Source organism: Chryseobacterium amylolyticum, from assembly GCF_051011775.1.
GTDB lineage: Bacteria > Bacteroidota > Bacteroidia > Flavobacteriales > Weeksellaceae > Chryseobacterium.
Genome location: NZ_JBPCHX010000002.1, coordinates 434868 through 457173 on the forward strand (window position 1 = coordinate 434868; position 22306 = coordinate 457173).

22 protein-coding genes are annotated in these 22306 nt (G+C 37.7%); 5 read left to right on the forward strand and 17 right to left on the reverse strand.

What is annotated here, in order from left to right:
• Positions 1-63: 63 nt before the first annotated feature.
• Together ribB and ACR1PO_RS07105 are read left to right on the forward strand one after the other, a co-directional pair.
• The gene (gene ribB / locus ACR1PO_RS07100; protein WP_115958382.1) at positions 64-1185 is read left to right on the forward strand and encodes a 3,4-dihydroxy-2-butanone-4-phosphate synthase; all 1122 of its coding nucleotides are present in this window, start codon (positions 64-66) and stop codon (positions 1183-1185) included.
• Positions 1186-1281: 96 nt separating this feature from the next.
• Positions 1282-1863, forward strand: coding sequence for a Crp/Fnr family transcriptional regulator (locus ACR1PO_RS07105; protein ID WP_433986309.1), 582 nt, complete (start codon positions 1282-1284; stop codon positions 1861-1863).
• A gap of 84 nt (positions 1864-1947) precedes the next feature.
• Here ACR1PO_RS07105 and fmt read toward each other — a convergent pair whose 3' ends face one another.
• The 6 genes from fmt to folK form a co-directional block, all read right to left on the reverse strand.
• A complete protein-coding gene (fmt, locus tag ACR1PO_RS07110) occupies positions 1948-2895 on the reverse strand; it encodes a methionyl-tRNA formyltransferase (RefSeq protein WP_433986310.1) in 948 nt (315 codons plus the stop codon).
• 139 nt (positions 2896-3034) lie between these two features.
• Positions 3035-4942, reverse strand: a complete 1908-nt coding sequence (locus ACR1PO_RS07115; protein WP_343685915.1) for a RecQ family ATP-dependent DNA helicase — start codon at positions 4940-4942, stop codon at positions 3035-3037.
• A 78-nt stretch (positions 4943-5020) separates the two neighbouring features.
• Positions 5021-6460: an OmpA family protein gene (locus ACR1PO_RS07120; RefSeq protein WP_332385417.1), complete on the reverse strand. Its 1440-nt coding sequence runs from the start codon at positions 6458-6460 to the stop codon at positions 5021-5023.
• Between the two features lie 208 nt (positions 6461-6668).
• Complete coding sequence (locus ACR1PO_RS07125; RefSeq protein ID WP_433986507.1) at positions 6669-8198, reverse strand: OmpA family protein; 1530 nt, start codon at positions 8196-8198, stop codon at positions 6669-6671.
• A 53-nt stretch (positions 8199-8251) separates the two neighbouring features.
• Positions 8252-9367 (reverse strand): OmpA family protein, encoded by a 1116-nt coding sequence (locus ACR1PO_RS07130; protein ID WP_433986311.1) that lies wholly within the window; start codon positions 9365-9367, stop codon positions 8252-8254.
• A 17-nt stretch (positions 9368-9384) separates the two neighbouring features.
• Positions 9385-9801: a 2-amino-4-hydroxy-6-hydroxymethyldihydropteridine diphosphokinase gene (gene folK / locus ACR1PO_RS07135; protein WP_433986312.1), complete on the reverse strand. Its 417-nt coding sequence runs from the start codon at positions 9799-9801 to the stop codon at positions 9385-9387.
• Positions 9802-9821: 20 nt separating this feature from the next.
• On the opposite strand from folK, the gene sppA reads away from it, so the two are divergent.
• Entirely contained in the window at positions 9822-11579 is a 1758-nt protein-coding gene (gene sppA / locus ACR1PO_RS07140; protein ID WP_433986313.1) for a signal peptide peptidase SppA, read from the forward strand.
• A gap of 77 nt (positions 11580-11656) precedes the next feature.
• Here sppA and ACR1PO_RS07145 read toward each other — a convergent pair whose 3' ends face one another.
• The 6 genes from ACR1PO_RS07145 to rpmB all read right to left on the reverse strand — a co-directional run bounded on the left by ACR1PO_RS07145 (position 11657) and on the right by rpmB (position 14122).
• Complete coding sequence (locus ACR1PO_RS07145) at positions 11657-11917, reverse strand: GlsB/YeaQ/YmgE family stress response membrane protein (RefSeq protein ID WP_002976752.1); 261 nt, start codon at positions 11915-11917, stop codon at positions 11657-11659.
• 73 nt (positions 11918-11990) lie between these two features.
• Positions 11991-12944, reverse strand: a complete 954-nt coding sequence (ftsY, locus tag ACR1PO_RS07150) for a signal recognition particle-docking protein FtsY (protein WP_332385420.1) — start codon at positions 12942-12944, stop codon at positions 11991-11993.
• A 15-nt stretch (positions 12945-12959) separates the two neighbouring features.
• The gene (locus ACR1PO_RS07155) at positions 12960-13427 is read right to left on the reverse strand and encodes a RidA family protein (protein ID WP_332385421.1); all 468 of its coding nucleotides are present in this window, start codon (positions 13425-13427) and stop codon (positions 12960-12962) included.
• A gap of 90 nt (positions 13428-13517) precedes the next feature.
• Entirely contained in the window at positions 13518-13670 is a 153-nt protein-coding gene (locus tag ACR1PO_RS07160) for a DUF4295 domain-containing protein (RefSeq protein ID WP_002976755.1), read from the reverse strand.
• 20 nt (positions 13671-13690) lie between these two features.
• On the reverse strand, positions 13691-13873 hold the full coding sequence (gene rpmG / locus ACR1PO_RS07165; RefSeq protein WP_002976756.1) for a 50S ribosomal protein L33: 183 nt from the start codon (positions 13871-13873) through the stop codon (positions 13691-13693).
• A 6-nt stretch (positions 13874-13879) separates the two neighbouring features.
• A complete protein-coding gene (gene rpmB / locus ACR1PO_RS07170; RefSeq protein ID WP_002976757.1) occupies positions 13880-14122 on the reverse strand; it encodes a 50S ribosomal protein L28 in 243 nt (80 codons plus the stop codon).
• Positions 14123-14364: 242 nt separating this feature from the next.
• Between rpmB and ACR1PO_RS07175 the strand changes: the two genes are divergently transcribed.
• Entirely contained in the window at positions 14365-16074 is a 1710-nt protein-coding gene (locus ACR1PO_RS07175; RefSeq protein WP_433986314.1) for a T9SS type A sorting domain-containing protein, read from the forward strand.
• A 125-nt stretch (positions 16075-16199) separates the two neighbouring features.
• On the opposite strand, the gene lnt is transcribed toward ACR1PO_RS07175, so the two are convergent.
• A complete protein-coding gene (gene lnt / locus ACR1PO_RS07180) occupies positions 16200-17834 on the reverse strand; it encodes an apolipoprotein N-acyltransferase (protein ID WP_433986315.1) in 1635 nt (544 codons plus the stop codon).
• Positions 17835-17890: 56 nt separating this feature from the next.
• Between lnt and ACR1PO_RS07185 the strand changes: the two genes are divergently transcribed.
• Positions 17891-18304: a VanZ family protein gene (locus ACR1PO_RS07185; RefSeq protein ID WP_332385425.1), complete on the forward strand. Its 414-nt coding sequence runs from the start codon at positions 17891-17893 to the stop codon at positions 18302-18304.
• Here the strand turns inward: ACR1PO_RS07185 and proC are convergent.
• From proC to ACR1PO_RS07205, 4 genes are all read right to left on the reverse strand, one after another.
• Positions 18294-19097: a pyrroline-5-carboxylate reductase gene (proC, locus tag ACR1PO_RS07190; protein ID WP_433986316.1), complete on the reverse strand. Its 804-nt coding sequence runs from the start codon at positions 19095-19097 to the stop codon at positions 18294-18296. The two genes, ACR1PO_RS07185 and proC, sit on opposite strands and share 11 nt — an antisense overlap.
• 313 nt (positions 19098-19410) lie before the next feature.
• Positions 19411-20424: a UDP-N-acetylmuramate dehydrogenase gene (gene murB / locus ACR1PO_RS07195; RefSeq protein WP_433986317.1), complete on the reverse strand. Its 1014-nt coding sequence runs from the start codon at positions 20422-20424 to the stop codon at positions 19411-19413.
• A gap of 3 nt (positions 20425-20427) precedes the next feature.
• Positions 20428-20913, reverse strand: coding sequence for a hypothetical protein (locus ACR1PO_RS07200; protein WP_433986318.1), 486 nt, complete (start codon positions 20911-20913; stop codon positions 20428-20430).
• Positions 20914-20923: 10 nt separating this feature from the next.
• Complete coding sequence (locus tag ACR1PO_RS07205; RefSeq protein WP_002976764.1) at positions 20924-22129, reverse strand: pyridoxal phosphate-dependent aminotransferase; 1206 nt, start codon at positions 22127-22129, stop codon at positions 20924-20926.
• Positions 22130-22306: the final 177 nt, after the last annotated feature.

Sequence of the window (22306 nt, forward strand, 5' to 3'; positions counted from 1 at the left end):
CATCCATAATTAATTGGCAGATGCTTATTTTTATGAGTATCTTTGCACAAATAAAAAGTAAAAATGTCCGATATTAAATTAAATACTATTCCAGAGGCTATTGAAGACCTTAGAAATGGTAAGATAATCATAGTAGTAGATGATGAAGACAGAGAAAATGAAGGAGATTTTCTTTGTGCGGCAGAGCTGACAACGCCGGAAATTATCAATTTTATGGCTCTTCACGGAAGAGGGCTGATCTGTATGCCGCTTCCGGAAAAAAGATGTGATGAGCTTGGACTTGAAGTGATGGTAAGCAGAAGCAGCGATCCTAAAGAAACTGCTTTCACCGTATCGGTAGACCTTTTAGGAAACGGAACATCTACCGGAATTTCTGCAGGAGACAGAGCGAAAACAATTTTAGCACTGATGGATGAAAAATCCAAACCTACAGATTTTATGAGACCAGGCCATATTTTCCCGCTTCGTGCAAGAAAAGGAGGTGTATTGAAAAGAGCCGGACATACAGAAGCTGCTATCGATCTTACAAGCCTGGCCGGTTTAAAAGAAGGAGGAGTGATCTGTGAGATCATGAACGAAGACGGTACAATGTCACGTCTGCCTGAACTTTACGCTTTTGCCCAGAAGCATGATATGAAGATCGTTTCTATTGAAGACCTGATCCATTATCAGCTTAAAAAAGGAAATCTTGTGGAAAGAATTGAGGAGAGAAAAGTAAAGACATTTTACGGAGATTTCGATTTCTATGCTTTCAGGGAAACTTCCAATGAACAGATTCATTTTGCTTTAACAAAAGGAGCCTGGACTGTAGATGAGCCTGTTTTGGTAAGAGTACAGTCTTCTGATTCTTATTTTGATGTACTGACCAGACTGAACAATGGAGAGAAACCATTGCTGGAAAAAGTAACCAATATGGTGAATGAGGCAGGAAAAGGAGCTATTATTTTCATCAATAATGTTTCAAATTCCGAAAATACACTGAGAAAGCTTCAGCAGTTCCTGAATTATCAGGACGGGCAGGAACAGCATCCTACTTTAGCGTACAATTACAGAGATTATGGAATCGGGACGCAGATTTTAAAGAATTTAGGAATCAACAAGTTCAAAGTAATCACTCAAAACCCTAATATTAAACCTCAGGTTGGAGGTTATGATGTAGAGGTTACTGAGATGGTACAACTATAATAAATGAATAGCCAATAGTAGTTTTAACATCAATGGCTGTTTACAATACAAAATATAAGGTTTAGGATTTTCTGAACCTTTTTTTATTTTTAAACCATGACTGAGCCTTTAAAAAAACAAATCCGGGATTATATTGATATTTCAGATGAAAAGCTGGAGAAATATTGCAGTGCTTTCAGCCTTCGGAAAATAAAGAAAAAGGAATTCCTTTTAAAAGAAGGGGAGATCTGTGAATTTGAAGGATTTGTATTGAGCGGCTGCTTTAAAGTTTTTCATACCCATCATAATGCAGCCGAACAGATCTTATATTTTGGCATTGAAAACTGGTGGATCTCAGATATCGACAGTTTTGTGAACCGTATTCCTTCAAAGCTCAATATTCAGGCTCTGGAGGATAGTGAGATTCTTCTTATTCCCAAAAAAGAAAAAGAGAAATTGTATGCCGAAATGCCGGAGATTGAAAGATTAATGAGGCTTAAATTCCAAAAGTCAATTATAGCATTACAACGCAGAATTATTGACAACCTGAGTAAGCCTTCTGATGAGCGGTATGTTGAGTTTTTAAAGGACTATCCGCAGACAGCACACCGTCTTACCAATATCCAGATTGCTGCCTATCTGGGAGTAACGCCGGAATTTATAAGCAGAATCAGAAAAAAAATTGTTAGTAAAAGCTAATCTTTCTTTATACATAATTAAAAAGTCCCGGAAGTTGTAAATACTTTTGGGACTTTATTTTGGATATCTGAAAGAGGCAGTTCTTTAGTTTAGAGTGATTCCGTCAAAGTTCCGGAATCCGTTCAGAAAATCTTTTACCATCATTCTCTTTTTACCTTCCAGCTGAAGTTCCAATGGATAATAGATTCCGTCCTGGGTGTAGATTTTAAATCCGTTCTTTGAGATATCCAGGGTTCCTGCAGGTTTCCCATGATCAGAAAGTTCAAACTTGCCTCCGAATATTTTTAAACCTTTTTCTTCATTTTCGATCTTTAAAGTAGTGAATGCTGCCGGGTAAGGAGACATTCCAAGAATGAACTGGTGAATGGTCTTTGAAGGCTGATTCCAATTGATCCTCGTATCTTCTTTGAAAATTTTATAAGCATTTTTAGGATGTTCAACCTTTGGTTGTGGCTTCTCCTGAATAGCATTTTCGGCCAGTCCGTCCAGTGTTTTTACAACAAGCCCTGAACCCATTTCCATCAGTCTGTCATGAAGACTTCCTGCATTTTCATCAGGTAAAATTTCTATTTCCTGCTGAAGAAGAATATTTCCTTCGTCAATTTTTTCGTTAATAAAGAAAGTCGTTGCTCCGGTTTTTTCTTCCCCATTGATTACTGCGTAATTGATAGGTGCAGCCCCCCGGTAATCAGGAAGCAATGAAGCATGAAGATTGAAAGTGCCCATTTTTGGCATTTCAAAAAGCACTTTAGGCATCATTCTGAACGCAACTACTACAAAAACATCAGCATCCAGTTTTCTAAGTTCTTCCAAAAATTCCGGATTTCTCAGCTTTTCCGGCTGAAAAACAGGAATATTGTTTTCTTCTGCATAGATTTTTACCGGTGATTGGTGAATTTTCTGTCCTCGTCCGCTTGCCTTATCAGCAACAGTTACCACACCTACTACCTGATGATGAGATTGATGGATGGCCTCCAGAGAAGTCTTTGCAAACTCAGGAGTCCCTAAAAAAACGACTTTCAATGATTTCATAGTACAAAGATAAGTTTTTGATCTGAGAGTCGGAAGGTTTCAGGTTCGGGGGTGGGAGAGTATGAGAGTGAGAGAGTTTTAGAGATAGGATGGGATGATGACCACTTCACATGCTGCCAGGCATCTTTATCATTACTCATTACTCATGATTCAGCGCATACGTTCTGAAGTTCAGCATTCTTACCTTTCCTGAATCTAATAGGAAAATCAGATTTTCCAGGATATTTTCTTTGGAATGATAACTCAGCTGTATAGACAGTTCTTCAATGGTTGCAGATTTTTTTGCTAATAGATTGATGATTTGCTGGGAAATATTTTTTCCAAAGATAGACTGCTTATTTTTTTCACAGACAGAACATTGTCCACAATTTTTTGAATTTTTTTCACCAAAATAGGCAAGAATGAGTTTCATTTTACAATAGTCATTGTTTTCTACGTAAAATTTCATCTCTTCCCATTTCTGAATTTTATTCCTCTGAATATGCTCAAATAGTTTCCAATAAGCGTTATTCACCGCTCTCTCATCACGGGGTTTCAGGAATTTGATGCTGGAAAGTGCTCCGTCGATATATTCCAGGTAATTTTTTTGCTGAAGTTCCTTCAGTCGTTCTTTGATCAAAGGAACGCTGATGTTAATTTTATGGCTTACCTGCTGCTCACTGAACATTACTTTATGAGTTGTAATTCCGGATATGGTACGGAAAAGGAGCTCTATAAAGTAAGCGTCTTTTTGTGGCAGCTGGTCTATCTCATCTGCTTTAATGAAAAGTTCGAGTGAAGACAGGCTTTTGTTATCATTGTAATAGACAATTTCCTGATTATGCAGAAAGTTGAGTACATTATTGATCTTTGCCTTCGACAGTTTTGTAAAGTTCTGTATGTTGAGGATGTTCAACTGAAATGTTTTTTCAGGAAGTTCAAACTCGGCTACCTGAAAAATAGAGTAGAGGTAACTGATAATCTTCAAAAATTCAGCTTTGTTGGGTGTCTGGTTTTTTAAGACCTGATCAAAATTCAATAATTCCTGCCTGTTCCAAAGCATGAACGCAAAACTGTCTTTTCCATCTCTTCCTGCTCTTCCGATTTCCTGATAATAGTTTTCCAGAGATGCTGCAGGGGAGTAATGAATAACGAAACGGACGTTATCTTTGTCAATACCCATTCCAAAGGCATTGGTGGAAATCAGCACATGATTGTCACTGTTGTTCCAGAGATTCTGCTTTGCATTTTTTTCTTTAGTTGTTAAGCCTGCATGAAAATAATCTACATTTTTCAGCTGATTTTTCTTCAGGAATTCTGCCAGCAGTTCCGCTTCTTTTCTTGTCCTTACGTATACAATTCCGGAGTCGTTGCTGTATTTTAAAATGTCAAAAACACGCTGGAATTTATCAGATACTTCATCCGTAAAGATTTTGATATTTTCTCTTTTGAAACTTTTTTGAAAAACAAATGGATTCTTCAGCTCCAGTTTATTTTTAATTTCTTCCAGTACTTTTGGAGTAGCAGTTGCTGTCAGAGCAAGACAGGGAATCTCAGGATTATTACTCCGGAATCCTTTTATATTCTGATAGCTGGGTCTGAAATCCTGTCCCCATTCCGAGATACAGTGCGCTTCATCTACTGCAATGAAGGATAGCTGTATTTCCTCCATATTTTGGATAAACTGAGCGTTGGTAAGTCTTTCAGGAGAAACATACAGTAATTTTGTAAGTCCTTCCTTACAGCGGCCGTAAATTGTTTCAGCGTCATATTCATCCAGCTCGGAGGAAAGGTATTCAGCTTCTATGCCACGGGATTTAAGCTGATTGACCTGGTCTTTCATCAATGCCAGCAACGGGGAAACTACAAGGCAGGTTCCTTCCTTCAATAGGGCAGGCAATTGATAACATAAAGATTTTCCTGCTCCTGTAGGTAACAGAACCAGAGTATCTTTTTCGTTGATGACAGCATTGATAATTTCTTCCTGAGAATCTCTGAAGTCGGTATAACCCCAGAAATACTTAAGAGTATCATATTTTAGTTTTTGAAAATCCTGCGGAGAAATCATGTTGTAAAAATAAGGAAAGAATCAGGACAAAAAAAGCCACGCATGGCGTGACTTTTATATAATATATCAATAAGTTTATTATTTAGCTTCGAAGTATACTCTTCTGTTGGCTCTGTTTTTCCATTCAGGGCACTTCGTTGCTGGTTCACACTCAGGATATTTAAGGTCTTTTTCACCTTTTCCTATTGCCTGAAGTTTACCTGTCTGAACACCGTTTTTGATCAGATAGTTTTTAACGTTGTTTGCTCTTCTTTCAGATAGTTTCTGGTTGTAAGCGTCAGTACCTCTTGTATCAGTAGCACCGATTACATTGTAAGAACCGCTTGAAGAATTAATATAGTTTACAGCATTGTTCAGGATTGGAGTATTTGATGGTAAAATTCTGTCAGAATTTAAGTCAAACTCAATGCCTTCCAGTTTCGTTTCTGTCTCTACTACAGGTCCTGTTGTAGCTACAGGGCAACCGTTGTTTTCAACAGGTCCCGGAACTGTAACACACTTATCGTAAAGGTCAATTACACCGTCAAGGTCTGTATCAAGAGCAACTCCGGCACCATCCACTCTTGCTCCTGCAGGAGTGTCAAGCTGTCTGTCCCAATCGTCACATACCCCGTCGTTATCAGCATCTCCTTTTTTACATACTTCGATATCCTGGTTTTTATTAGCCAGCACATCAAGTTTGTAATAGATTTCCTGAAGCGGGTCATGCCACATTAAGTGGGATTCGTGTTTTCCTAATTTTAAAGAAACCCCTAAAGTAGCGTTGAAGAAGTTGTCAGAAACCTGCTCGGAACGCTTGTTGATCGCGCTGTAAGCATCACCGCCACCATCAAATTCATCATCACCGGTAACTACATACATCAATCTACCTTCAATATCAATTCTTCTGTTCACTTTAAATTTCAGACCTGTACCAGCCTGCATGAACATAGAACCTAATTTGAAAGGTTTAACTTCAGTCATTAGTCTCTGTGATCCGTTACCTACTTTCTGATATGCTCTGTAGGCAATGGTACCAACACCTGCATATCCATGAAGAGCCCATCTGTAAGGAGAATGGTTGTCTACTCTTCTCAATAGATTAGAGAAGTTGACATCTCCCAAGATTGAGATTGCATCATACTGGGTTCTTGCTCCTACAGCTGTTGCATCCGGTGCCGTTTTTTTAGTATTGAACCATCCTTGTCTTGTTTCACCTCTGTCATACTGTAAGTTGATCCCGAAAGCGTGGGTAATTGCTTTGTCAATACTTACATACGCTGAATATCCAAAAAGGTTTTTACCGTTACCGTTTTTGATAGAGGTTAAATCCGCTGACTGAAGAAGCGGAACACCCACCCCGGCAGAAATTGACCAATCGTTAAATCTTTTAGACTGATTGGTAAAGGGGGAAACATTAGCAGATCCGGAAGAAAATGTATTGGGATATTCTCCTTTTGAAACTGCCGTTGAGTCTTGTGCATAGGTAGCAGAAGGAATTGCTAATGCTAATGCAACAATTGCTAAACTTAATTTCATAGTGTTATTTTTTTAAGTTAAGTTATTTTAAATGATTTTTTACGTTAAAAAGCGATTTTGTGTTAATTTTTTTCAAAACAAACCTATTGATTTCTAATGTGTTTCATACCAGTTATCCTGAAAATAATGATAAAGGTATGTAAAAAAATTCGTAGTAGAAAAAAATTAAACCGAAAAGAACAATTCTTTCCGGTTGATGTATTTGAAATTAATTCTTCTTTTTCTTAGCTTGAACTTTTTTTACTGCTTTTTTTACAGGAGTATCTTCATAGTCTTTCTTTTTGATAGAATCCCATTCTGAACTTTCTACAAATCTTACAGTAACTTTTCTGTCTGCCATTCTTTCAGCATCTGAAGCTGATGCAGGAATAGTTGCTTCAGCAGAACCTACACCTCTTGATTTCAGAACATTTTCATTGATACCTCTGTTTTCCAAAGCGCCCACCACAGCAGCCGCTCTTTCTTTAGACAGTCTTAGATTATATGCTGCGTTTCCTTTGATATCTGTATGACCTGTCAACAGGTAGTTTCCTCCGTTTTCTTTAATAATTGAAGCTGCAAGATCCAGTTTTTCATTAGATTCAGGTCTGATAGTAGCCTTATTGAAATTAAAATAAATATCCTTAAGGGTCTTTTCTACTTCTACAGCAGTTTCTTTATTGTCCTTTTTAGCTACAGGGCAACCGTTGTTTTCAACAGGTCCCGGAACTGTAACACACTTATCGTAAAGATCAATTACACCGTCAAGGTCTGTATCAAGAGCAACTCCGGCACCATCCACTCTTGCTCCTGCAGGAGTGTCAAGCTGTCTGTCCCAATCGTCACATACCCCGTCGTTATCAGCATCTCCTTTTTTACATACTTCGATATCCTGGTTTTTATTAGCCAGCACATCAAGTTTGTAATAGATTTCCTGAAGCGGGTCATGCCACATTAAGTGGGATTCATGTTTTCCTAATTTGAAAGAGACCCCTAAAGTAGCGTTGAAGAAGTTGTCAGAAACCTGCTCGGAACGCTTATTGATCGCGCTGTAAGCATCACCGCCACCATCAAATTCATCATCACCGGTAACTACATACATCAATCTACCTTCAATATCAATTCTTCTGTTCACTTTAAATTTCAGACCTGTACCAGCCTGCATGAACATAGAACCTAATTGGAAAGGTTTAACTTCAGTCATTAGTCTCTGTGGTCCGTTACCTACTTTCTGATATGCTCTGTAGGCAATGGTACCAACACCTGCATATCCATGAAGAGCCCATCTGTAAGGAGAATGGTTGTCTACTCTTCTCCATAGATTAGAGAAGTTGATATCTCCCAAGATTGAGATTGCATCATACTGGGTTCTTGCTCCTACAGCTGTTGCATCCGGTGCCGTTTTTTTAGTATTGAACCATCCTTGTCTTGTTTCACCTCTGTCATACTGTAAGTTGATCCCGAAAGCATGGGTAATTGCTTTGTCAATACTTACATACGCTGAATATCCGAAAAGGTTTTTACCGTTACCGTTTTTGATAGAAGTCAAGTCTGCTGACTGAAGAAGCGGAACACCCGCACCTACTGAAATAGACCAGTCATTAAATCTCTTGGATTGGTTTGTAAATGGGGAAACATTAGCAGATCCGGAAGAAAATGTATTGGGATATTCTCCTGTCGAAACTGCTGTTGAGTCTTGTGCATAGCCAGCCATAGGAATGGCTAAAGCAAATGCAACAATTGCTAAACTTAATTTCATCATGTATTTATTATTTGATTTCTTTTTTTGAAAAAAGAATTTTAAGTTTTTGATTATTTAACCGGGCATCCGTTATTTTCAACAGGTCCTGGAACGGTTACACATTTATCATAAAGGTCAATAACTCCGTCAAGATCCATATCCAAAGCAACTCCGGCGCCATCTACTCTTGCTCCTGCAGGAGTATCAAGCTGTCTGTCCCAGTCATCACATACTCCGTCATTATCAGCATCTCCTTTTTCACAAACAACAAGATCAGTAGCTGCGTTTTCAAGAACGCTGGTTCTGTAATAAGCTTCCTGAAGCGGATCATGCCATGCCAGGTGAGATAAATGCTTACCTAGTTTGAATGATACTCCTAAACTTACTGTCCATGCATTATCTGATCTTCTTGAGTTTAGCATATTATACTTTGAACCTGGTGTAGAAGGGTCATAATCATTAGGGTCTGCCCATCCGCCACCATCGAATTCATCATCACCACTGATGATGTACATGGTTCTTGCTTCAACGTCAATAAGTTTGGAAACATTGTACTTTATTCCTAAACCTCCCTGATAGAAGATAGAGTTGATATCAATATCCTGTTTGATAAACAAAGGGGTTCTTCTTGGAGTAGTGCTCCATCTGAATTCATCATTGTCATGTAATGATGTTCTGAATCCCTGTACGCCAATACCCATATATCCATGGAAAGCCCATCTGTATGGAGAATGGTTGTCTACTCTTCTGAATAAGTTTGAGAAGTTGATATCCCCTAATAAAGAGATGTTGTCAAATTGTGTTGTTGCAGTAGCTATTCCTGATTTTACACCTGCAGCACCGGGAAGCTGGGCTGTTTGTTTCGTTTCTCCTCTCATATACATAAGGCTTAGGCCAAATGCATGTGTGATTTGTTTGTCTACGCTTACATATGCATTGTACCCCCAATTGGTCTTATCCTTACGGATAGATTTTAAATCGGAGTGTACCATAAATGCAGGACCTCCTCCGACAGATATAGACCAGTCTCTGAAGCGTCTGGCTTTATTGTCAAAAGGCTGTACATTAGCGGAACCTGAGGAAAATGTATTAGGATACTCTGTGGAAGAGTTTACTGTAGTGCTGCTGTTCTGTGCGAAAGCTGCAATTGGCAATGACGTAGCCAATAATAATAAACCTAATTTCATACAATATGTTTTATGTTTTAAATAAAATCTTTTAATAATACTCTGGAAAAATCCCTTTCAAAAAGATGTTTTTTATGAGGGATTTCTAATCTTTCTGATTTAAAATTTAATTCATTATACTTAATGATATCAATATCTATTATCCTGTCAGTATAGCCTCCGGATACTTTTGAATCATTAATTCTTCCCATTTCAACTTCTATATTCTTTATACAATCAAGCAGTTGAATTGGTGAAAGATGTGTGAATATTACTGTTGCAATATTACAAAAAATATTGGAACTGGCAAATTCTACAGGTTCAGACATTAAATATTCGCTGGTTTGTGAAATGTGATTTCCGGCATCACTAATCTTCTTTAATGCGTGCTCTATATTTTTTTTTTGCTCTCCCAGGTTACTTCCTAGTAACAAAACTACCTTATGCTGCGACATATTGGAAAATTGATTGATTTATGAGAAGTTTCTTCAAAAATGTTTTGGCAAATATAGTGGCAATAATCATACTTTGCGCTCTATTTTTCATCTTTTTCATTATGATGCTTGTATTCAGTGCGATGGGAAATGATAAGTCGGTGGCGGTGAAAAAGAACTCGGTTCTTACGATTAATTTAAAGACTAATATCATTGATAGCCCTACAGAAGAGGAAATGGGATTGTTCGGTATAGGGGCGCAAAATAAAAGTATCCTTATCTATGATGCAGTGGAAGCTATTAATAAAGCCAAAACTGATGATAATATTAAAGGGATCAGTATAGAAGCAGATGACTTGAATGCGGGACTTACCCAAATTGATGATCTTAGAAATGCAATTGAAGATTTCAAGAAAAGCGGAAAGTTTGTATATGCATATGGAAACGGAGTATCACAATCGGCTTATTATTTAGGATCTGTTGCTGATAAATATTACCTGCATCCGGCAGGAATGATCGAATTGAAAGGTCTTTCTACCGAGGTTACTTTCTTCAAGGATTTTGCTGACAAATACGGAATCGGGATAGAAGTGATCCGTCACGGTAAATTCAAATCTGCAGTAGAGCCTTTTTTAAGAAATGATATTTCACCTGAAAATAAAGAACAGCTAAGTACTCTTCTGAATGATCTCTGGAAAAATACTTCCCATAAAATGGCTGCTTCAAGAAAGATTGATACAGCTCAGTTCCGAACCATTACAGATAGCTTATACGGGATGATTCCTGAGCAAAGCTTACAGCATAAACTTGCAGACAAACTGATGCAGAAGTCAGAATATGAAGATCTTATCAGGGCAAAGTTAAATGTGAAAGAAAAGGAAAGGCTGAACAAAATTTCTCTGGCAAGCTATATCAGTTCTTATGCTGATGATGATAAATCTGGTGAAAAGATAGCTGTACTGTACGCTTCCGGTTCTATAAATAACGGGGATGAATACAACGATATTCATTCCGAGAAATATGTGAAGTATATTAAAAAACTTCAGGAGGATGATAAAGTGAAAGCTGTTGTTTTCAGAATCAACTCTCCGGGTGGAAGCGCTAATGCTTCAGATGAAATCTTATTTGAATTGCAGCAGCTGAAAAAGAAAAAACCTTTGATCGTTTCTTTCGGGGATTATGCTGCGTCAGGAGGATATTATGTAGCTATGGCTGCAGATAAAATTTATTCAGAACCAAATACACTTACCGGTTCTATCGGAGTTTTCGGGGTAATGCCTTATTATAAAGATATTGCGGCTAAAAATGGAATCCGTGCAGATATTGTTGCTACCAATGCCAACTCTATGTATTATTCCGGATTAAACGGAGTAACGCCTTATGGTGTTAATATGATGACAAGAAGTGTGGAAGGTACTTACAAGAGATTTGTACATTTTGTGACTCAGAACAGAAAGAAAACTTTTGAGCAGATCGATAATGTAGGAGGAGGCAGAGTATGGAGTGGTGTTCGTGCCAAAGAGATAGGATTGGTAGATGAACTTGGTACGTTAACAGATGCTGTGAAATTCGCAGCGCAAAAAGCAGGATTAAAATCATATCAGGTAGATGCCTTTCCTAAGAGAATGTCACCGTTTGAGCAAATCTTCAAAGATCTGAATGAAGAGGATGTTTCTGCAAGAATCATTAAAAACAAAATAGGGAAATCCAACTATGAAATTTTACAGCAGATCACAGACAAAAAATTACAGTCTGAGGTGAAAATGGAAATGCCGTATCAGATCAGAATCAACAACTAACTAAATTTATATTGTATACAAAAATCCCGGACCTGAAATTTCAGATCCGGGATTTTATTTTTTTATCAGCGTTAATATCAGCTTTTCCTTGTGGCCATTCCGTAAATCCAGAGGATAATTAAAGCGCCTCCGATTGAAAGAATCCAGCTTCTCGGATTCCAGAATGAAGTGACATCTCCCCAATGCAGAATGTAAACTCCTATAGCTCCTCCTACAAATGCTCCCAGAATTCCCAGGATAATAGTGATTAACCATCCTCCTCCCTGAGTCCCAGGCATGATCATTTTAGCGATAGCACCTGCAATAAGACCGAATAAGATCCATGTTAGTATTCCCATAGTTGCAAATTTTTTTAGTGTTAATATTTTAAAAATGATTTGTTTGCTAATATAAGGGAAAACATGATATAAATCATCTTTTCTTGAAGAATGAGTCTACAAATTCCGTACCATTAAAAAGCTGCAGATCCTGCATTTTTTCGCCTACACCAATATATTTAACCGGAATCTGAAACTGGTCAGAGATACCGATTACAACACCGCCTTTTGCTGTTCCGTCAAGTTTTGTTACTGCTAAAGCGTTTACTTCTGTTGCGGCTGTAAACTGCTTAGCCTGTTCAAATGCATTCTGTCCTGTAGAACCGTCAAGTACCAATAGAATTTCATGAGGTGCATCAGGAATTACTTTCTGCATCACTCTTTTAATCTTGGAAAGCTCGTTCATCAGGTTAATCTTATTGTGAAGCCTTCCTGCGGTATCAATAATTACGACATCTGCATTTTGAGCTACCGCACTTTGTACCGTATCAAATGCTACAGAAGCAGGATCGGAACCCATTCCCTGTTTTACGATGGGAACATCAACTCTTTCACTCCAGATCGTAAGCTGATCAACAGCCGCCGCTCTAAAGGTATCTGCCGCTCCGAGAACTACTTTTTTACCTTCTGATTTGAACTGGTGCGCAAGCTTTCCGATAGTCGTTGTTTTTCCAACTCCATTTACTCCTACCACCATGATAACATATGGCTTTTTGGAAGTATCAATATTTCCTGTACCTGCATGCGGATTTTCAAGCAATAATCCTGAAATTTCTTCACGAAGGATTTTATCCAGTTCGTTTACACCTACATATTTATCTTTGGCAACACGTTCTTCAATTCTTTCAATGATTTTGATAGTGGTAGAGGCGCCAACGTCGGAGGCAATCAGTACTTCTTCCAGGTCATCCAGAACCTCATCATCTACTTTGCTTTTACCGACAACGGCTTTCGTCATTTTTTCAAAGAATCCCTGGCTGGACTTTTCCAGCCCTTTGTCTAAGGTTTCTTTTTCTTCTTTTTTGAAAATATTTTTAAACCAACTCATAGTTTTAGTTTATTCTTATTTATTTTTAATCACTGCTGTGGCTTCTACCTCTACAAGCACATCATCTCTGAAAAGCCTGCTCACCTCCACAAGGCTGCTTACAGGAGGATTTTGAAGGTTGACATATAAATCCCTTACTTTTCTGAATTCAGGTGTTTTCTTGATATCTGTGGTATAGATTACCATTTTGATAATATCTTTTCCCGTAGCTCCATACTCTTTCAGAATGTTTTCAATATTTTTGAAAACCTGCTGTGTCTGTTCTTCCATAGTATTTCCCACAAGGTTCCCTTCCGGATCCAGAGGCACCTGTCCCGATAGCAAAATCATTTTGGAACTTCCGCAGTCAATGCTTACTGATTGTGAGAGTCCTTTTATGTCGAAAACTTTCGGCGAACTTTTATATTCTGCAGGATTCATTGTTTTCTGACTGAATGAAAATAGAAAAGTTGCTGTGCAGGCCAGAACAAGTATCTTTTTCATACTTTACTGATTAATAATCTGGTGCACAAAGATAACAAAAAAACTACCCAAAATATGAGTAGTTTTTTTATATTGTAAACAAAGTACTGATTATTTTTTTAAATAACCATCTACTTCATCAGCATTCATTACTTTTTCTTCGAAAACGTAAGCTCCTGATTTAGAAGACTTAACCATTTTCACCACTTTAGTCATTTTTTTAGACTGACCGCTTTGTAGGGTTGCTACTACTTTCTTTGCCATGGTAAGTTATTATTTATAAATTACTTAATTTCTTTGTGAATGGTAGATCTCTTAAGAACAGGATTGTATTTTTTCAATTCCAATCTTTCTGTAGTGTTCTTTTTATTTTTTGTAGAAATGTATCTAGACATTCCTGGCATACCACTTTCTTTGTGCTCTGTGCATTCAAGGATTACTTGAACTCTATTTCCTTTTTTTGCCATGATTTATTAATTCTTTTTAATCAATCCGTTTCTAGTAGCTCTTTCAATAGCTTCCTCGATTCCAATCTTGTTAATCACTCTCAATCCATGAGCTGATACTTTCAGTGTTACGTGCTTATCTTGCTCTGGAAGGTAAAACTTCTTCTCTAATAAGTTAATTTCAAAACGACGCTTCGTTTTGTTATTAGCGTGAGAAACGTTGTTACCAACCATTGCACGCTTTCCTGTTATTTGGCAAATTCTTGACATATCTCGATGTTCTTATTTGTATAATATTTGAGAGTGCAAAATAACGAAGAATTTTTTAGATAGACAAATCTTTTGAAAAATATTTATAAATAAGTGGCTGATTAATAATATTGAATTTTTAAAATAGCAGAATCCTTGGGATACAGCAGATAATCAGTACTGATATATTTCATACAGACTTTTTTTCAGCCAAAGAATTTAATATTTTATCTTTGTTTTTAATTAATCTAAATAAAAATAATATGAAGAGGATTTATATTTTTTGTTCTATGCTGCCCATATCCCTGATGGCTCAGAATTTTACTGAGGTGCAAACGGGCATGAATAATTTTTATTACTCGTCGGCTGATATTGCAGATATGGATAGCAACGGTACGTTGGATATTGTGATGAATGGAGCGATAGATTCTGATGGTGACGGGAATGTAGACAGTACCTATAATGAAGTATATCAGAATAATGGAACTACATTACTTCCGTTTACAGGACTGGGAGGAGATGTGACACATCTGGGAGATATTAAATTCATTGATTATAATAATGACGGGCTGATGGATATTATTTCCACGGGGCTCAGCTATATGGATGTTGTTAATTATAAGCAATACCGGTTCAGAAATACCGGAGCGGGATTTGTAAAAGAGGCGGATTTGCCTGGTAAGATTTATGGTTCTCTGGAAGTTTTTGATTTTAATCATGACGGAAAACCTGACTATGCCCTTAATGGAACTCAATATGCGCATGGCGGAGGTTTCGGAAACAGCCTTGATTATTATAAAAATACAGGCAATGATTTTGTTGTAACAGAAAACTGGCTGGCTGGAACTCAGAGTGGAAGCTTTAAAATGTTAGATCTTAACAATGATAATCTGCTGGATCTTGTAATTATCGGGTCGGATATCAACGGAGATGCAGTATCTAAAGTATATATGAATCAAAATGGAATTCTTGTGCCTACACAGGAACTTCCTCCTGTAGCAGTAGGAAAAATAGATTTTGCGGACTTTAATGCTGATGGATTCCAGGATATTGTAATGATTGGAAGGGATATAAATGATGACGGATATTTTGCTGTTCTGATGAATGACGGAACGGGTATGCTGACGCCGCAGGTAATTCCGGAGAATGATATTGCGGATGTAGCATTAAGTGTCGGAGATTTAAACAATGACGGATATTACGACTTTATCATTTCAGGAAACAAGAATTACAATGCTGTTGTGAAAACGTACCTGTATGATATTTCCAATAATAAGTTTAATGAAGGGAATGTAACCGGAATTACTGAGCTGGGAGGTCCGGGACTGGTACAGCTTTTTGATTTTAATAATGACCATCACCTGGATATTTTACTGGGTGGGTTTAATTGGTCAGCATCTGATCTGCCTTCGCTGACGAAAGTTTTTAAAAATATTTCTACATCGGTCAATGAGAAACCTACGGCTCCAACTCAATTGAATCTGACCAAAAACGGCAACCGGTTCAATTTTACATGGAGTGGTGCAACAGATGATAAAACCCCGGTGAATGCGTTGCGTTATGAAATTTCGGTTGGATCTGTACAGGGAGCTCATGATATTGCCAGATATGTGGTGACAACACCGTCATGGTTTCTGGAGCTTGACCCGGCCATTCAGAATGTATACTGGAGCGTAAAATCTATTGATGCTTCAAAGGCGTATTCTGATGCTTCCACACAGAATTTTCTGGGAACAGCAGAAATCAGATCTGAAAAACAGCTGATTATCTATCCCAACCCTGCATCAGATAAAGTGTATATCAAAGGGGAAAAAGTTTCGGAAGCGGAAATATATTCAATGGATGGAAGAAAACTTAATATCAGTATAAATAGAGATCAGTCTGTTGATGTTTCTCATTTACCTAAAGGAGTATATCTGTTAAAACTGAAGATAAAAAACGAAATAACCGCCAGAAAACTTACGATTAAGTAATTGAATCAATTCTATCTTCTATCAATGAGAAAAGCCGGACGTCCAGCCGGCTTTTCTCTCTTTTATTGCTCAAAACTCAGGTTGTGTTATTAGGGTAAAAGATTTGTGCAATTCGTGTTTAAAAATTATGCTTTCTTTGTTTTCTTTTTAAACCATTCAATCAGGTAGTAAAACAATAAGAATCCTAATGCAAATATGGAGAACCTCGAAAGAAGGTCACCTGCTCTCGTATAAAAGGTCATGGTATCATACAGATTTACCTTCGCAAATAAGGCTGTCTGGTCACCATAGAAAGTGTCGGCAGTGACCTCTCCCTTTGCATTGATATGCGCTGAAATTCCACTGTTGGCAGCACGGGCAATTTCCCTTCTTGTTTCAATGGCTCTCAGTTTAGCATAAGATAAAAGCTGTTTGTGTCCTTCCGTTACTCCCCACCAGGAGTCGTTGGTCATAATTCCTAAGAAATTGGCTCCTTTTTTTACATAATCTGTTACAAATTCACCATAAATGCTTTCATAGCAGATAATAGGTGCCAGTTTTCCTTTGTTGTAAGGATTTGAAAAGGCCACTCTTTCTTTATCTGTTCCCAAAGAAGCCACGGTACCACCCAGATTCAGCATGGCATCTCCCAACAAAGGTTTTAAAACATTCATATAAGGGAATATTTCAACACCCGGTACCAGTTTCCCCTTGTGGTAAACCTGTACTTTTTGGTTAGGGGAAAGCTGAATGGCTGTATTATAACTGCTTACCCAAACACCACCATTGACCTGGTATGCTTCTTTAGGTAAATCTGCAGGATTATAATAAAAACGGTGTGATGAAATTCCTGTTGCAAAAACAGATCCCGGATGGTTGGATAAAAATCCTCTGATATTGTTGAGAAGCAAACTCTTTTCAAAAGCTGTTTCGGAAATAGAACCTCTTCCGGGCAGTGCTGTTTCCGGCGCAATATAATAATCAATCTTACCTGTGGAATTTTTTTCAGCAAGCGCTAATAAATCCTGTTCTATCGTTAAACTGTCTTTCGAATATTTTTCAGCATAAGGATCAAGGTCGGGCTGCAGCATCAGAACATTAACCTGTCCGGATGGCTTTTCATCAAAAGTATTGTATTTAATGACCGAGATAATCATCGGCAGAGCAATTAAAGCTGCAATGACCGCCGAGTTTTTAATCAGGTCTTTTCTCTTTCTTCCTGCTTCCCAGGTTCTTACCGTATAAAAAATCAGTACATTAACCAAAAGAATCCAGAAGCTTCCTCCGGTTGCCCCCAATGTGTCATACCACTGGATCAGTTTCGGGTAATCTGAGAATACGTTCCCAAGGTTCAGCCAGGGCCATGTTAATTCCCATCCCAAATGGAATTTTTCAAAGCTCATCCAGATGGCAATCAAAAAACCTAAACCCCAATAGGTACCCTGAGCATTTTTATACCAGTGGTAGCATTGAAACACCAAAGAATATAAAAGAGAATTTACCAGTACAGGAAATAAAACAGCCATCAGTGAGTGGCTTCCATCAGGATTCTTTGAGCCATACAGCCATCCTGTAGTGACTACATTCCAGATCACGAAACATAAGTAAGATAATCCGAAGACAGCCCAGCTTTTTCTTTTATAATCTGAAAATTTTGAAATTCCATGCTCCATCATCATCAGAGGAACAAGAGCGAAAAATATAAAAAACGGAACCCCGTAAGTTGGCCATGAAACCGACAGCAGCATTGCTGAAATAAGTGTAAGCAGAACGTATTTCATTAAATTATTTTAATACACAAATTTAATGTTTTTGAAATGAATATATTAGCAGTTCAATGTTAAAGAAAATATATAAAATCATTATTGTTCCGTATATTCTGTTTCTGCTCTACCTGATGTTTTTGGGGATGGGCAGATTTCAGTACGAGGAAAACCTTATTACTGTAGAACCATTTTTTTCCACCGTAAAATTTATCCAGGGGCCTCATAAGACCATAGATGTAGTGAAGATTGTTCTGGGAAATATTATCATGTTTATTCCTTTTGGATTTCTGGGATGGATGATTCCTGAACTGAAAAAACTGAAGCCTCTGGTATTTGGTTTTATCTCATGTATTGTTATCGTTGAAGCGCTTCAATACTTTACAAGAATGGGAATATTTGAGGTAGACGATATCATCCTGAATACTTCCGGGGTCTATACAGGCTGGCTGCTGTGCGGATTTATTGAGAGGAAATTTAACGGTTAAGTTCTTTGGCCCGTTTTTCAGCATTCAGAATTCCCTGTTTCAGAATTTCTTTGAGGTTGTTTTCTTCATAAGTTTTTAAAGCCGCTTCGGTAGTTCCTCCTTTGGATGCAACATCTTTAATCAGTTCTTCAAGATTTTTTTCTGAGTTATTGATTAAATGATAAGCGCCCAGCATGGTCTGCTTTACAAAAAGTTTGGAAAGGTTTTCTTCAATACCCATTTCAATACCTGCCTTGATCATGGCATCAATGATATAATAAAAATAGGCAGGGCCGCTTCCTGAAAGTGCGGTAACACCATCCAGAAGCTCTTCATCTTCCAGATAAACTGATCTTCCGGTACTGTTCAACAGTCTTTCAATATTGATTAACTGGCTGAAAGAAATTCCGTTGGCAGCGGTATACCCGGTAATTCCCATTCCCAGAAGGGTAGGAGAGTTCGGCATGGCTCTTACGACCAGCGGATGATTCAGCAGGGTTTGGATTTTTTCAATATTAATTCCGGCCATGATGGATAGAACCATCTGGTTTTCTTTTAAAGTAAACTGAATATTTTGTGCAACCCTCTGGAAATCCTGAGGTTTTACAGCAATGATGATTAAATCCGCATCAATCTCTTTTACTTCTTCGAAAATGGAAATTTTAGATTTGGGGAATTCTTCAGCTATTCTGGAAATTTTTTCCTGATTTCTGATAATCAGATGAAGGTGTTCAGGTTTGATCAGTTCGTATTTCAGAAATGACTTTGAAAAAGAAAGTCCCATATTTCCGGCTCCAAGAATCGCTATTTTCATTACGGATTGTAAATTTTCAGCTAAAATAATGATTTTCCGGAGACTGGATATGATTGATTCTGAATTAATTGTTGGTTGGAAAACGCAAAGACGCAAAGATTTTGAATAAAATGCTGTTTTAAGGCGCAGGAAAATTGAAGATTTTTCAGCAGGAGCAAAATAAAAGTAATATCATAAAGATCTGTATCATCTGCGAAATCCGTGCGAAAATATATTGCATAAATCCCTGAGACTTTAAAATATTCGATACTTACAGATCATTAAGAAATAAAAAAGACTGAAATCATAGGGATCAGCCTTTATGTATTTTAAATTAAATAATATTTACTTCCCGCTCAAGCTCTATCCCGAATTTTTCCTTTACAGAATTAATAATTTCCGTAGAAAAATCAAAAACTTCTTTTCCTGTAGCGTTTCCTGTTGCATTGATGATCACCAGGGACTGTAATTTATGTGAAGCAACATTTCCGATCTGTTTTCCTTTCCATCCGCACTGCTCAATCAGCCATCCGGCAGGAACTTTTACCATATCTCCGTTTGGATAGCCCTGGATATTTTCAAATTTCTGTTTCAATGCTTCAAACTGAGCCAGGGGAATGGTTGGATTTTTGAAAAAGCTTCCGGCATTCCCGATTTCTTTAGGATCCGGTAATTTGCTTTGTCTGATATTGATGACTGCCTTGGAAACATCCTGAATAGTCGGATTTTTAATGCCAAGGTTTTCCAGTTCGGATGTGATGGCACCATATTCCGTTTTGATATGGTGATCTTTTCGGGTGAGTTTAAACGTAACCTCCAGAATAACATATCTGCCTTTTCCTTCCTGTTTGAAAATAGAATCCCTGTAACCAAACCTGCATTGTTCAAGATTGAAAGTTCTCAGTTCAAGATTCTCCAGATCCAATACCTGACAGCTGACAAAGATATCTTTGATTTCCGTTCCGTAAGCTCCGATATTCTGCATCGGAGAGGTGCCGACATTTCCGGGAATCAATGAAAGATTTTCCAGTCCGCCGTAATTCTTTTCCAGGCAATACATCACAAATTCATGCCAGTTTTCACCTGCTTTTGCGGTTACCAATACTTCATTTTCATTAATACTTTCCTCGGAAATTCCTTTTAAATTTAATCTTATGGCAAGGCCTTCAAAGTCTTTAGTCAGTAAAATATTGCTTCCGCCTCCTAAAAACAGAAGTTGAAGAGATTGGCTTTTTGCGAAAATAAGCGCTTCTTTTAATTCATCAATCGTATTGACTTCAGTAAAATACCGGGCCCGGGCATCAACACCAAATGTGTTATAAGGTTTTAATGAAAAATTTTCCTGCATATTTTATTGGTATTCTTTGGGAAGAATTTTGTCTAGTTGTTCTTTAAGCTGTTGTAACTGCTTGTAATGTAAGGTGTCTGCATAAGCGTTCACATAGATATGTGATTTTTTGGGAGTCCTGATCTGGAACGTCTCATCTATCCCATCTACAGACTGTCGGCTGGGAGAGCTTTTTATGTGGTCGAGATCTGTGATATTGACTGATGATATAAGCTTTTTCCAGGTTCTTGCATTAATGGCAGATGACCATTTTTTATGAGTTTGATTGGCTGTCATTCCCTTTTCAGCAAAAACAGAATCTCCTGTGGCTTTGATAATTCGGTAACTTCCGAGATTCCCTCCGATTTCCGATACACTGACAAATGTAATTTCGTATGGGTTTTTATGGGAACCGTACGATTCTGTTTTTTTTGAATCACAGGAAAACAATGCCGACAGCAAAAGAATCGAAAACAGGATTTTCAGACAGCGTTTTTTTGTTGTCGGCATAAGTTATATTTTACAGGCTGAATTCTTCTCTGTACTTCTTTAAAGCTTCTTTAAGAATTTCAGCACTTCTTTTTAAATCTTCTTCTTTCAAAACGTAGGCAATTCTTACCTGCTTTTTTCCCAGTTCAGGATTGCTGTAGAATCCTCCGGCTGGTGCAACCATAATGGTTTCATTATTAAGAGAATATTTTTCAAGAAGCCACTGGGCAAATTTTTCAGTATCATCTACCGGAAGTTCGGCAACACAGTAGAAAGCTCCTCTTGGCTTAGGACAGATCACGCCAGGAATCGCATTTAAAAGATCTACCAATACATTTCTTCTGTGGGTATATTCTTCTCTTACCGCTCTGATATAAGGTCCGTCGTTCTGGTGTGCCGCTGTTGCTGCAATCTGTCCCAAAAGAACAGGGCTTAGTCTTGCCTGGGCAAAAAGCATCGCTGCATTACGGATTTTGCTGGAGCGGGTAACCATACATCCTATTCTTACTCCACACATCGAATAGCGCTTGGATTCAGAATCGATGATGATACAGTTTTCAGCTAATTCCGGGAACTCAAGCATTGAGATCTGCTGCTTTCCATCGTATACATATTCTCTGTATACTTCATCAGAAATGATTACAATATCATATTTTAAAGCAATTTCTGCCAGTTTCTGAAGCTCTTCACGGGTATAAAGATATCCGGTAGGATTTCCAGGGTTGCAGATAATGATTGCTCTTGTTTTTTCTGTAATTTTTTTCTCAAATTCCTCTACAGGAGGCAAAGCAAAACCTGTATCAATAGTAGAAGGTACAGCTACTACGTTTACATCAAATGTGCTGGTAAATCCATTGTAGTTAGCATAGTAAGGCTCAGGAATAATCACTTCATCACCTTCGTCACATAAAGTGGAGATCGCAAAATTGAGAGCTTCAGAACCTCCGTTGGTAACAATAAAGTTATCAGGAGTAAGGTCTGAGAAGCCTAATGAATGATAATATTCAGTAAGGGCTTTTCTGTACTCGATATTACCTTCAGAAAGCGCATATTCCAATACTTTTAAATCGATGTTTTTTAAAGCATTTAAAGCTGTTTCCGGAGTTTCAATATCAGGCTGTCCGATATTAAGGTGATATACTTTTATTCCTTTCTGTTTCGCTTGTAAAGCAAAGGGAACCAGTTTTCTTACCGGCGATGGCGGCATATGCAGTGCTCTGTTTGAAATATTCGGCATTGTTCAAAAAATTTGTATGACAAAAATAGGATTTAATTTCTCAATAATAAAATTATGAGTCAACAAGAAAATATTCCCTGAGCTTTTATGTTCTTCGAAAAATTCAGTTATAATGGTAGTTTTCAATATTGATTTTGTATGTGTTTTAAAGAAATGTTATGATTTTGTTAAAAATAA